Below are 12,905 nucleotides of genomic sequence, written 5' to 3'. Positions count from 1 at the left end.
GAAACACAATGGGACACAACATACGCATCGCTTTTCTACGTGCCGTCAATGTCGGTGGCACGGGAAAACTCGCGATGTCAGATTTAGTACAGCTGTGCCAGACGGCTGGGCTAGCGAAAGTCAAAACCTATATCGCAAGCGGCAACGTATGCTACGTCAGCCCGCATAGCGCCGAGCAGGATCGTCGTTTGCTTGAAGCTGGATTGCTTGAACTAATGGGCAAAAGTACGAGTTGTTTCGTATTAGACTTGAAACAGCTCACATCGATGATCGAGCACTGCCCATTTCGCGATTACCCTGGAAATCAACATGTCACGGTCATACTCCCGCATCGCATCAACGCCGAAGGCCTACAGGGCGTGAAGGGACAAGCTAAGGAACTCATCGCACTTGGTGATTCCTGTCTTTATATTGCTTATCCTGACGGAATGGGTAAGAGTAAGTTGCTTGTTCCAGCCGCACAGGTTGGAACCGCACGCAATTTCAACACTCTCAAGAAAATGCAAGAGCTCGCCTCCAGCCTTGAATGTGCTGGATAATTTTTTCATTTTTTGGGCATCGAGATGGCCCCGAAGTACATCACGCTATCTTCGAATCATTCAACTTGAGCCTGATCGATCGCACTCTGGATAGCGACAGAAAATCGCCGAGGGGCTTGCGCATCGATTTCTAAAAAGAGTTCCGGCTCCAATAATTCTAGTTCCATCAGATAGAATTGACCGTCGCGCCAAACGCCATCGACACGTGCATAACATGGTGTTGTCGGAAGTGCCTCCAAAACGCGACATGCCTGCTGTCGCATTTCCTGAGTAGCAAACGCTGCTTCAACACGGCCGCCATGATCCGACTGCACCCGAAAATCTCCCGGCTTGGCTCTTTTCAAAAGCGAATGACTGTACTCTCCATTGAAGAAAACTAAGGACCACTCGCCTTCTGCAACAATTTCTGGCATGAACTTTTGCACCATGAACGCTTGTTCATGTCGCCATTGTTCAAATGCGCTGGCCTGCTCGTGCAATTGGTTCTTGCGTATCCTTAGAGTTCGCCAAGCGCCTGCCGATTGCACAGGCTTCACAACGACTTCATCGGCATTGATTGCATCCATGAGCTCGGTAAGTGACCGCTGATCCGCGGCCTCTAAACAGAAGCCGGGGATGATATTGACATCCTTACTTTGCAGTTCAAAAAGATAGCGCTTATCGAGATTCCACATCAAACTCTCAAGCGAATTGAGAACTAAACAAGTCGACTGCTTGAGGTGCTCCAACCACGACATGAAAGCGTCCAACTTCTCGTGATAATCCCAGGTACAACGAATCAGAACTACATCAAAGTGAGCCCATTCAACTTCAGGATCGTCCCAAATCTCAACAGATACGTGATGACCTAAGCGTTCTAATTCTGGAATCAGTAGTTTCTCGCCACCGAAAAGGCTCGGCAGCTCAGCGCAAGTCGCAATCGCAATTCTTTGTTTCATGGTCCGCTTTATGTGTAATTGGATACGTGAGTGATGATATTGACCACCTCAGTATGAGCTTCACTGGGAAAACTGTGCAAAAAAGTTACAAATATTTGCCGAGGAGATATATCCATTAAATACAAAAAGTAAAAAGCACAGATATAAAAAGTTAATTTCAGCAAATAATAATTCAACAAAAATAGTGTTTTCTCGTTACTTTTCTTATAAAACCTTATTTATTTGAAATTTAATTCCTTCTGAAAATATACCTGCATTAGCAAGAAATCAAAAGAAATAACAATTAACTATTCGTTAATCATCTTCTCTGTTTTACTGGCACTCGCCCACGGCAACTCAATCCGAGCATCCGTGTAAGGCCAATGACAACTACAAGATTTGACACAAACCACGTCTTTAGGGAGATGAACATGGAAATGAAGAAGAAAGTACTATCGGGCTTAATTCTCGGGCTCGCACTCGGTGCCAGCAGCATCGCATTGACGAGCGCTGGTTCACAACGAGTTTGGATCACCGTCGGCGACCGCGCCTTCAACGAACTCAAATTGATCGCACCGGACATGGTGGTGAGCCAGTCTCGTAGCCTTGCCAGCTCTGCCGGTAACGGTGGAGAAACAGTTCATCTCGTGCAAATCGATCGCTCGCAAATTGCAGCACTATCAGGCGCTATTCACAAAAAATTGCATCGTTGCGGTGGATTCGTTGAACACGATAGCGAATCCAGTGGCCAGGCCTTACTGGCGACCGGAACTGGCAGTTTCGCTGCCGCACCGAGCCTAGTTGCACCATCCTATGCCATCGACAATCAAAGCGTTGTCACACCTCTGCTCTCGCAAATGCAGGCCGCAAACATTGGGCAAACCATCGTTGATTTGTCCTCGTTCGTCAATCGCTATTACACGACCACTGGTGGAGTCAACGGTTCCAATTGGATCAAAAACAAATGGACCACCTTAGCCTCAGGAAAGAGCTATGTAACGGTTGAGCAATTTACACATTCCACATGGGCACAGAAGTCGGTCATCATGACCATTCAGGGTACCGATAATGCATCCGAAGTGGTGGTTTTGGGCGGTCATTTAGATTCCATCAACCAAGCAGGCACATCGGAAAGCACCAGCGCCCCAGGCGCCGATGATGATGCGTCTGGCATTGCTAGTCTCACGGAAACGATCCGCGTCTTAATGGAATCCAATTATCGACCACGCCGTACCATCAAATTCATGGCCTACGCTGCCGAAGAAGTTGGTTTGAAAGGCTCTGCAGAAATCGCCAAAAAATATAAAACGGACGGTGTCAATGTGGTTGGCGTAATTCAGTTGGATATGACTAACTACAAAGGGTCTGCGAACGACATTTATCTGTTCCAAGACTACACCAATGCAGCACAAAATACCTTTGTTTCGAATTTGATCAAGACTTATCAACCAACTTTGACGATTGGTACTGATAGTTGTGGATACGGCTGCTCCGATCATGCTTCTTGGAACTCGCAAGGCTACCCGACTTCGATGCCGTTTGAAACTTCGATGAGTCAGGACAATCCTAAAATTCATACATCCGGAGACACCTATGCCAACATGGGTAGCCAAGCTAACCATGCACTGAAATTCGCTCGTTTAGCAACTTCGTTCGCAGTCGAACTGGGAAGTGATGGCCCAGCGGTCACCACCACTGCACTCACCAAAGGTGTTGCGGTAGCGGTATCCGGTGCAGCAGGTGCCAACAGCTTCTACAGCTTTGTGGTTCCAAGTGGCGCCACCAATTTGAGTATCAGCTCCAGCGGTGGCACTGGCAACCTCGACTTGTACACGCAGCTTGGAAGCAATCCAAGTACAACGTCTTACCTACAAAAATCATCCGGCACGACCAATGCTGAAAATATTACGATCGCAGCACCGACCGCTGGCACCTACTACATTTTGGCGAATTCTGTGACTGCAACGAGTGGCGCAAGCTTAGTGGCCAACTATCAAATCACATCGAGTAATGTATTGAGCTCTGGCGTTCCTGTTAGTTTAGGTAGTATGGCCGCAAATGCGACCAAAACTTATACGATCACAGTACCTGCAGGCAAGACTACTTTGACCTTTAAAACTAGTGGTGGTACTGGTGATATCGATATCTACGCCAAGTTCGGCACTGCGCCAACAACCACAAGTTATGACGCTAAATCAGACGGCTCCACTAACACCGAAACGATCACAATTTCTGCGCCCAAAGCCGGAACTTATTACGTCCTCGTCAAAGCATATTCCGCAGCAAGCGGCGCTAGCTTAACCGGCACGATTCAGTAATTAACCGTTTTCAAGCTGGCATTCAGCTTTCTTCACAGGGTGTGCTCGTCACACCCTTTTTTTGTTTACTGGAAATGCGAGTACACTAGCGTTTTTTCTAGCTGGTTTAACGCTTGTCAAATTCCGCTCTTTCACTGGTCATTCTGGCCGGACTCATACATGCTCTATGGAACATTGCTGCGAAAAAAGCAGGTGGTGATGTACGTTTCGCTGGCCTGACTGCGCTTTTGATGGCCATCATCTGGGCTCCACTTGGCTGGTATCTCGGTAAGGACGTCGTGATTCAATGGGGCCGGCTTGAATGGTTCTTCATCATCTTGAGCGGCGCACTGCATGTCCTCTATTTTGTAGTGCTTTTGCGTGGTTATCGCAAAGCCGATCTGACCGTGGTCTACCCCTTGGCACGAGGTTCAGGACCGCTATTATCTTCGAGCATTGCCATCATTTTCCTAGGCGAACAATTATCTTTACTCGGCGGCTTCGGCATCATCGCTGTCGTCATGGGCGTATTTCTGATTGCAGGTGGGCCAAGATTGATCCGCAGTTTAAGGGGTGGGAGCGGGGGCGACAACCACGATGCACTCCGTATTCGAAAAGGCCTTTTTTACGGCTTACTAACGGGTGTTTTTATCGCGGCCTATACGGTCTTGGATGGCTATGCAGTCAAAGTACTATTGATGTCACCGATCTTAGTCGACTATTTTGGTAATTATGCGCGCCTTGCATTACTGGCCCCAACGGTTCTACGCAATTTCCCCGACACGCTCGCGTCATGGAAGAAGGAATGGAAATACGCCTTCGTGGTCGCCGCTATCAGTCCAATTTCTTATGTTCTGGTTTTATATGCCATGCAAACAGCACCACTTAGCCATGTTGCCCCTGCCCGCGAAGTGTCGATGCTGTTCGCCGCTCTCATTGGCGGACATTTACTTGATGAAGGAGATCGCGTGCAAAGAATTCTTGGTGCAGTTTGCATCGCCTTTGGCGTAATGGCCCTTGGCAATTAAGCAGTACAGCCGAACCGCTCGTGCTCCTCCCAAATCTTAACATCCCACGGAGCCAGAAAACACACGCAAACTTTGTTCACCGAAACAAGTTCGATACAGTTACATCGAACTCCAATAGACGACTTCGCAAAATTTACTTTTCCCCTCTGAAAGTCGGCATCCCACATAGGGCAAAATCACAACAAGGATGCTGCACCGGCACATGCTTCTTTATTGACAATAACAGGACAACATACTACATTTGTAGTACGACAAATGTAGTATGGATTCAGCATCAGTAAAGGAAGTACATCGTGGAAGATGACCTCAACAACGTATCGCTCAGTGACTTACAGTTAGCAATAATGCGAGCCCTCTGGCAAAAACCAAATTCGACCACCACCGAAGTTGTAGAAGCGGTTCGCGAAAGTCGCCCCTTAGCCCACACCACGATCGCGACGCTATTAACTCGACTTGAAAAGCGCGGATTAGTTGAGGTCAAGCGCGATGGCCGTCAACTGTGTTACCGCGCCTTATTGTCCGAGTCGCAGGTTAAAAGATCCATGGTCTCAGACCTCGTTTCATCTTTGTTCATGGGGAATCCGAGTGCACTGCTAAGTCACTTGGTCAAGGAACAAGAGATCGACGAGACCGAGTTAGAAGCAATTCGCACCATGCTTGAAAAGAAGCGCAAGTAATCGACACTAAAGGATAACGCCGTGCTTGAACATTACTCACCGCTGTTGTTAGTCTGGGCCTTTACTTATTTCGTTCACAGCAGCATTCTGATCGGGATCGCCTACATATCAGAACGAGCTGGCTTTCTCACAAAAACACGTAACGCCGAATTGGTCTGGCGAGTTGCCTTGTTCGGGGCGCTGCTGACGGCCAGTACTCAAGTCTATTTGGCATCGCATTCAGAAGTTCGCTCCGCCTCGCATAATGCTCCACTGCTACTCGATAAAAACCACGGAACATCTGATGCGCCCCCACAACAACTCTCGACCATTAGTTTTCCACTGCCCGAGAATTTGATCACAGAAACGAACACAAACCAATCAAGCCAAAGTGATCGCTCGACTTCATTATTTGCTGACGCTGAAAGTTTTAAACAGACACCACTCGAAATATCATTGCCGCACACAGTACGCACAACCACCTCGTACTTTATATACACTTGGCTACTGATCGCGTTCATAGGATGTTTCGCGATCTACCGATCGGCGCGCCACTTAAACCGTCTTGCTGCCTATTTTCCAGAAGCGGACAAAAGCGCTCTCAAACGTTTACTCAATCGCATCGAAGAGCGCGAACAAAGTCGGATTCAACTCAAAGTCAGTGACCAATGGAATAGCCCGTTTGTGACGCCTGACAACACCATCTGCATCCCCCGCTGGGCCTATATCAAGCTGAACGATGATCAACGTGATGCTATGCTTGCACACGAAGTAGCACACGTACTAAGAAGGGATCCCGCATGGCGCTTGGCTATGCAGGCACTCAACCGTATTTGCTTTTTTCAACCCTTACACAAGGTCGCCATTCGCAAATTGGAATTACTCGCCGAGCTAGCCTGTGATGAACGCGCAGCTTATGCCTCCGGTAAACCCCAAGAGTTAGCGGAAGCCTTATACACTTGTGCTCGCATTGCAAAAGCCCACAACGCACCAGATCTCGCTCTCGCGATGTCGCGCCAAGGCTCCCCCTTATTCAAGCGTATTTCAAGCCTATTAGACCAAGACCTTCTCACCCGAGCAGCGAAACCCCAATCGCGTCCAGAACAATGGGCGAAATTCAGCGTGCTCGCGATCGCGCTGATAGCCATCACTTACAGCACACCGAGCATTCGCATTCAATTTGAAAAGGCCCTACCCAGCTTAACGACTGCGGCAACAACAGTGCAAAGTTTTGTTGAAGAAATTCATCACCAAGCAATGTCCCCACACGAACTGCCCGAACTCAAGCCAATTCAAGCGCCAGAATTAGTGGTATCGCAAATTCCGCTTCCAAGTGAAATTACCGAACAATCTGTTGAATCAAGCAAGCAACTTAGCGTTCCAAACATCCAAAGCACCGTTGAAATTCCTGTAGAAAATGGGCTGGAATTCAGCATCGCTGAAGCACAAAGATTACGGGATAAACGCGAATGGCAAAAAGCACGCACAGTACTTCAGAACTTAGCTGAGAATGGCAATGCTGAAGCGCAACAAGCACTTGGCGAAATGTATTGGCGTGGTCAAGGTGTGGCGACCAACACACAGCTGGCCAGCGAATGGTTTAAACGCGCTTCCGCCAGTGGCTTCAGCGCAGCTGACAAGTATTTGACAATCCTCAATGAACGCGAAAACAAGCTCCATGAAATCGCCTATTACACCGAACAATATGATGGCAAAGATTGGAATTTTAATGAAATGAAATGCGTTCGTCCTGAATTCAGCACCACACTCAATAGCTCGACTGATATTGAATTCATGATCTATCAGATCAACGAGTTCGCAACTTGCTTCAACCGCTATGGTGAACGTCTGAATGCAAGCAAAGTCAGCGACCGAGTACTTCCAAACAACGTCGTCCGGATAATGACTGATGAGGAAATTGAAAAAGCGCTCAATCGAAATATTCGTGTGATGGCAACCATACGCCTGACTGCGAACCTCATCGCCGAAGACTTCATGATCGAAAAACAGAATTGGGAAACTCGCACACGCGAGCAATTTAAAGGAGCGCGCTCACGAGACTGGATGTCACTCAAGCGAATTGCACTCAATGCCGCAACAGATTCGGAACAAAATGCCTTACGCGATACCAAGCTCGTAAAAATTGATACTTCGGTTGAGTTAATTTCCAATAACTTGAATTTTTTCCAGTAATTTTTTCTCAGCTAGATTTGCCAAGCGGGACGGATTTGTATGTTCAATCACAATCCAAGCTCTAAAACTATCGTACAAAGCATACTGTCGCTTAGTGCATTATGCTTTGTCCTCTTTTCGATATTGGCTCATCGTCAGAATACGACAGCACCAACACATCTATTCGACACCAAACCACCAAGCTACCAAACTTTCGCAAAGCCAAATACCGATGAGTTGAAACCGATCGAGCCCAGCACACAGAAGCGAGCAAGTACCTCGTTCAACGAAGAGTTTCGTTTGCGTCCACTATCCCAAACCTGTGGCTTGCCGCTGCTGCCTACTGTATCGATGGATAGAAACTCGGAAAATATCGCGATCAAGGAAATGAATGGATGGATCGAGTGCCGTAATCGTTGGTCGCAAGTGTTGCACACGGCGCGTCTACAGCAGAACAAGAATGGCGAATACAAACCTAACACCGTTCAAGCCAACGAGTTCAAGGCCTTGATTGCCGACGAGAAAAACGCACTTCAACAAGCGAATGGCATTTATGTCGAGTGGAAACGCAATAGCGAGAAATTCAAACAACATTTGAACTTTCGGCGCCATTTATACACCGAAGCAAGCCCACAGTAATCGCCGGCAAGATCCATATTGGTCGCAACTTCACATCGATCGAGGTCTCGCGATATCTGAATCAGCAAGTCAAACGCGCTGATTTCAAGCGCCACACGATTATCAACTTTCGTCGAATATACCCACTACGCTGATAGAGCTAGATGGGTCTCTAAGCGCCATCGATAGCGAGAATTCATCGACAAAACAAAAACGAAGCTGCTACACTGCCCGTCCGCTCATTTCACCGCTGACAGAATGAGCACTAACGATCTCACGGGAAATTATGAACTCAAGCGAAAATCACGCGCTGATTGCCGAGGCAACTCGAGCGCGCAGCAAAGCTTACGCACCGTATTCTCAATTTCAGGTTGGTGCTGCACTGTTGTTACGAGATGGCACTTGCATTCATGGATGCAATGTTGAAAACGCTGCTTACAGCTTATGTCATTGCGCCGAACGCACCGCGATTGGCACTGCCATCGCAGCCGGATATCGATTGGAAGATTTCAAGGCCATCGCAGTAGTCGCCGATACAGAGCAAATCATCTCGCCCTGCGGTGCTTGCCGCCAAGTGCTATTTGAACTCTGTGGGCCAGATCTAGCCATCCTTCTCGGCAACCTTCAAGGCGAAATCTTAGAAACTACGGCAGGCGCATTGCTTCCTCTCGCTTTTCACCCAGGGCATCTCGCTCAACCCTAAAAACAGCGTCGCCTCCACCGACTCAGCCACCGCTGCTCATTGCGGTGGCCAACTGGGCTCTACTGAGCAGGCATTTTCTCAAAGCTGCGATCAAGTTTGGGGGTGAACAAAGTCGGCTCAATGTTGGCCGGGGCTTGGGGTACAGCGCCTGTAGCACTTGCGGCACTCGAACCACCTGCCTTCAAAGCTTGGCTCTGCGGTGTGGTCTTGATTGGTGTCTTCGTTGCCGCATTTTTCTGTTGCCACCAATAGTAGCCCAGTAAGCCAGCAACAATTGCGATCAATACCAGAGCAACCAAGATATTGGAACGCGAACGATGGCGATTTTCTGTTTCCAGATACAATTCGAAGTCATCTTTTGCATCATAAGTGACCAAGGCCGTTTCATGCGAAATAATGGCTTCTTGTGCGGATTCACTCCCTAACCGCGGTTCGGAAATGCGCTCACTCGCAGTCTGCGCTCCATCATGATCGATATCAAGAGGCAATTGCTGTTCGCTCTGCACTCGCCGCGCTATTTCTTGCTCCGCAAGCTCACTTTGCTCCTGCAAACGCTGCCGCTCTGCAGCTGCAAAGTCAGCTTGTTGTTCGAAGTCGCGACGCCGTTCTTCTGCTTGCAATACCTCATCTTGCGCACGCAGTTTTTCTTTCTCTTGCTCGATCAAACTGAGTTCAATATTGAGACGCTCCTGCGCCAAACTTTGCGCTTCTTGTTCCCTTAACTCAGTCTGTTTGGCGATCACGATCGCCTCTTTTTCCAAGTTGAGTTTGGTCTTTAACTTTTGAATATTGTCGCGTTCCAACGCAATCGCTTGATGCGCTTGTGCAAGGCGCTGTTTTTCTTGCTCGGCAATCGCGAGTGCTTGCTCGAAATCGGTATCGCTGATCGTCACTTGCTCTTCTAATTGCTGTCGTTGTTGCAGTAATTGCGCCAAAACTTTTTCTTCCTCAACAACTGCAACTTGGCAATCTTCGAGCTCTTGGCTCAACGCATGCTTGCGTTGCAAACTAGCGAGTTTTTCTTGCTCAGCCACTTGCAAACGCTGCGCAAGCTCGTCGGCCTGTTTTTGTAAGGCCAACTGATTTTGTAAATCGTTTTCAACTTGTGTATTGAGTTGTAACTCACTCTCAGCAACCTTGACCAACTCCGCATCAGTCAAGATCCTCTGTTCCAACAGACGCTGCGCATCAGCCTCGGCCTGTTGTCGCTCCAGTGTGCGTTGTTGTGCCGCGATGCTAGCGGCAACACGCTCACGCGCTGTATATTCCGCAGCAGCCTCAGCTTGAGCCAAGGCTCTGGCAGCGACCAATAAAGCTTCTTCGTGAGCCAGACGTTGACGTTCCGCTTCAATCACAGCAAGGTCATCCTCTTGCCTTTGTTTTACGAGACGTTCCGCTTCGCGCTCTTCGTGCAATCTCTGCTCTTGCAAGCGCTCCAACTCCTTCTCTTGAGCCAAACGATGCGCGGCCGCTTCTGCAGCAAGCTGTTCGGCACCGCGACGCTTCTCAGTTTGCGCGAGCAGCTCAGCCTCGGCAATTTGACGTCGCGCCGTTTGCTGTGCAGCTTCTTGGTCGGCCATGGCGCGTTCTTCCGCTCTTTGCGCCGCCAGTTCTTCGAGCATCACCTGCTCTTTTGCTTTACGTTCAGCTTCGTCCTCTGCCATAGAGAGTGCGACCGCAGCTTCCATTAATTCGGTTTCCAACTGCATTTTGTCGTGCAATAGCTGTGCTGCTTCGTTCTGCGCGGCGATGCGTTCTTGCACGCGTTGCTCGGCGACACGTCCGACCACTAAGCGTTCAGTTGCTTTGACCTTGGCTTCCTGCTCAACCGCGATACTCAATCTCGCCGCTTTCAAGAGCGCATTCTCCGCTTCTATGGTCGCATTCTTCTGCAAGATTTCCGCTTCAGCCTCTTGTTCCTTTTGTCGAGCTAACTGTGCGGCCTCTTGCTCCTTAGCGATACGTTCACGCGCTAAGGCTTCCGTACTCGCATCGAGTCGCTTACGTTCTGTACTCGCAACAAGTTCGGCTTGATCCTGGGCGATACGTTGATTCACGAGTTCGAGTAACTTTTGTTCCTCAGCCTCACGTGCTTGAGCCGCAGCCAAGGCCTCTTGCTCCACTTCAGTACGCCTTTTCGAAGCCGCGATCAAAGCATTTTCTTGCAGCTGTCTTTCACGTGCCGCGGCGGCGGCTTTTTCTTCTAAATCGCGACGCTCCAGCGCTGTTTTTTCTGCACGCTCAGTTGCCCCCAAATGCGCGTGGGCTTTAGCTGCGGCGCGAGCTTCCAACTCGTGTCGCTCTTTCGCTAGTTCCAACGCTTTTTGCTCTGCACTGGTGCGCGAGTTTTCTAGATCGGAGCTTGCCTTTTCCGCTTCTTCTCGTTCCCGCAATACCTGCAGAGCCTTTTGCTCGCTTTCAAGACGCTCTTTCGCCAATTTCTCGGCCTGCTTTTCGGCGAGGAGTCGAGTACGGACTTTGTAAAGCAACTCTTGCTCAAATTCAGCACGTGTATTCGCGTCGATCAACATGTCTCGTTCAATCTTGGCGCGAGCGTAGGCGGCTTGTTGCAGCTCCCATTCTTTATCAATCTGATCTAACACGCTCTCACTCGGTTTGCTCAGCGTGCTATTCGCTTCTAAACTCGGCATCAAAGTTTCGCCACCTAAACTCAACTGGCTATTTTTCTCAAGTGAAACCTGGTTTGAAACTTCATTCTGTTTGTTTCGCATCAGTTGGCGTAGATCTGGCCCCGACTCAGTCTCGTTGGATGAAGACTTCCCATAGCCCGAATTTGAGCTCCCGAACAGAGTTTCTTTGATTTGTTTGAACATACACGCGATTCCAGATCAAGATGTGCGAGCACATCATTTCACCCGAGCGCTAGAACAACGACCGAGGAGGCAACTTAACAATCCGTCATTTTACTGAATTTTGCTGGGATTTCCGCGTATAAAGAGGTATCAAGCATAACCTCCCGAGTGAAATGCAGCTTACCCGCCACAATTCCGAAGAATCGGGCGGTCAGCAATGCAATCTTAGAGATGCACTTAAGAAGAAGTGAACGGATCGATAACAGACTAGAACCGAATCGCAAACCCGACGCCGGCGGCGATATCGGGCGCTGCCTTACTGAGTCCTTTGGAGACCCACGCATCGACTTGCACATCATTAGAAATTAAGTGAGACACACCAAAATCGAAAGTAGTCACATTGCCACCGTTGGCACGCGACTGGATTTGTTGTCCAGACAACTCAACAAAACCGCGCCAACCGTCGGTAAGGGGGCGACTATAAGTCGCCGCGAGGATGCCCATGGTATAACGTTTGCCATCATCATTTCGATTAAGCATAACCCCAGGCATAATGCCAAATGCAGCATCATCAGCAAGCTCCCACTCGAAAACAGTACGAATCGATGGTCGAGTGCCCTGTCCTCGAAACTCTTTGGAGCCGCTGGCCATATCCGCATGAACCAGCCAAGCAATTGCTGGCCGACCGCTCGCCCCATCACCATCTTGCATCTGCCATTTCACCCCGAGCGCAGTGTCGCCAAAACCATTTTGACTCAAGGAAGTACCGTAGCCAGAAGCAGTAGCGCGAATGAATCCATCGGTCTCAATTCGGAATTCCAAAGTTTCGGCGACACCGAAACGCAATAAAGCGGAATTACTGACACTCTTGAGCGTCACGCCATCGACTTTACTGCGGTCAAAGTTCAAACCCGTTTCAAACTGAAAGCGCCCCTTACCCACGACCTGACCCGACTCTACAAAATCTGGACGATCCGTCGCAATCGGTTCACTTTTAGCAGCTTCTTGCGCAAAGACTGAGGCAGCATTCAAGCCGAGGAGCGCGAGACCGATCGCACTGATCGAGCGACGGCAAAATTGTGTTGCACCTTGCTTTAACAATGATGGCATTGCATGTCTCCCCAAAAAAAGAACTAAAAAGCTCACTTTTTACCGTGAGCAA

10 protein-coding genes are annotated in these 12,905 nt (G+C 49.0%); 7 read left to right on the top strand and 3 right to left on the bottom strand.

What is annotated here, in order from left to right; translation table 11 throughout:
* The first annotated feature begins 8 nt into the window (after nt 1-8).
* Nucleotides 9-539, top strand: a complete 531-nt coding sequence (locus RF679_RS03840; protein WP_309482898.1) for a DUF1697 domain-containing protein — start codon at nt 9-11, stop codon at nt 537-539.
* 56 nt (nt 540-595) lie between these two features.
* Here RF679_RS03840 and RF679_RS03835 read toward each other — a convergent pair whose 3' ends face one another.
* Complete coding sequence (locus RF679_RS03835) at nt 596-1,477, bottom strand: ATP-grasp domain-containing protein (RefSeq protein WP_309482897.1); 882 nt, start codon at nt 1,475-1,477, stop codon at nt 596-598.
* 410 nt (nt 1,478-1,887) lie between these two features.
* On the opposite strand from RF679_RS03835, the gene RF679_RS03830 reads away from it, so the two are divergent.
* From RF679_RS03830 to cdd, 6 genes are all read left to right on the top strand, one after another.
* Complete coding sequence (locus RF679_RS03830; RefSeq protein ID WP_309482896.1) at nt 1,888-3,774, top strand: M20/M25/M40 family metallo-hydrolase; 1,887 nt, start codon at nt 1,888-1,890, stop codon at nt 3,772-3,774.
* A gap of 113 nt (nt 3,775-3,887) precedes the next feature.
* The gene (locus RF679_RS03825; protein ID WP_309482895.1) at nt 3,888-4,781 is read left to right on the top strand and encodes a DMT family transporter; all 894 of its coding nucleotides are present in this window, start codon (nt 3,888-3,890) and stop codon (nt 4,779-4,781) included.
* 293 nt (nt 4,782-5,074) lie between these two features.
* Nucleotides 5,075-5,458: a BlaI/MecI/CopY family transcriptional regulator gene (locus RF679_RS03820; protein WP_309482894.1), complete on the top strand. Its 384-nt coding sequence runs from the start codon at nt 5,075-5,077 to the stop codon at nt 5,456-5,458.
* 21 nt (nt 5,459-5,479) lie between these two features.
* On the top strand, nt 5,480-7,630 hold the full coding sequence (locus tag RF679_RS03815) for a M56 family metallopeptidase (RefSeq protein ID WP_309482893.1): 2,151 nt from the start codon (nt 5,480-5,482) through the stop codon (nt 7,628-7,630).
* A gap of 39 nt (nt 7,631-7,669) precedes the next feature.
* On the top strand, nt 7,670-8,248 hold the full coding sequence (locus RF679_RS03810; RefSeq protein ID WP_309482892.1) for a hypothetical protein: 579 nt from the start codon (nt 7,670-7,672) through the stop codon (nt 8,246-8,248).
* A gap of 265 nt (nt 8,249-8,513) precedes the next feature.
* Nucleotides 8,514-8,930 carry a cytidine deaminase gene (gene cdd / locus RF679_RS03805; protein WP_309482891.1) on the top strand — a complete coding sequence of 139 codons (417 nt, stop codon included), beginning with the start codon at nt 8,514-8,516 and terminating at the stop codon, nt 8,928-8,930.
* Between the two features lie 59 nt (nt 8,931-8,989).
* Here the strand turns inward: cdd and RF679_RS03800 are convergent, their stop codons facing one another.
* A complete protein-coding gene (locus RF679_RS03800) occupies nt 8,990-11,764 on the bottom strand; it encodes a coiled-coil domain-containing protein (protein WP_309482890.1) in 2,775 nt (924 codons plus the stop codon).
* Nucleotides 11,765-12,010: 246 nt separating this feature from the next.
* Nucleotides 12,011-12,853 carry a transporter gene (locus tag RF679_RS03795; protein WP_309482889.1) on the bottom strand — a complete coding sequence of 281 codons (843 nt, stop codon included), beginning with the start codon at nt 12,851-12,853 and terminating at the stop codon, nt 12,011-12,013.
* Nucleotides 12,854-12,905 lie beyond the last annotated feature (52 nt).

It is taken from the genome of Undibacterium cyanobacteriorum (assembly GCF_031326225.1).
GTDB classification, from domain to species: Bacteria; Pseudomonadota; Gammaproteobacteria; order Burkholderiales; family Burkholderiaceae_D; genus Undibacterium; species Undibacterium cyanobacteriorum.
The sequence above is the reverse complement of the archived record's forward strand: the minus strand, read 5'-3'. Positions and strand labels throughout refer to the sequence as shown.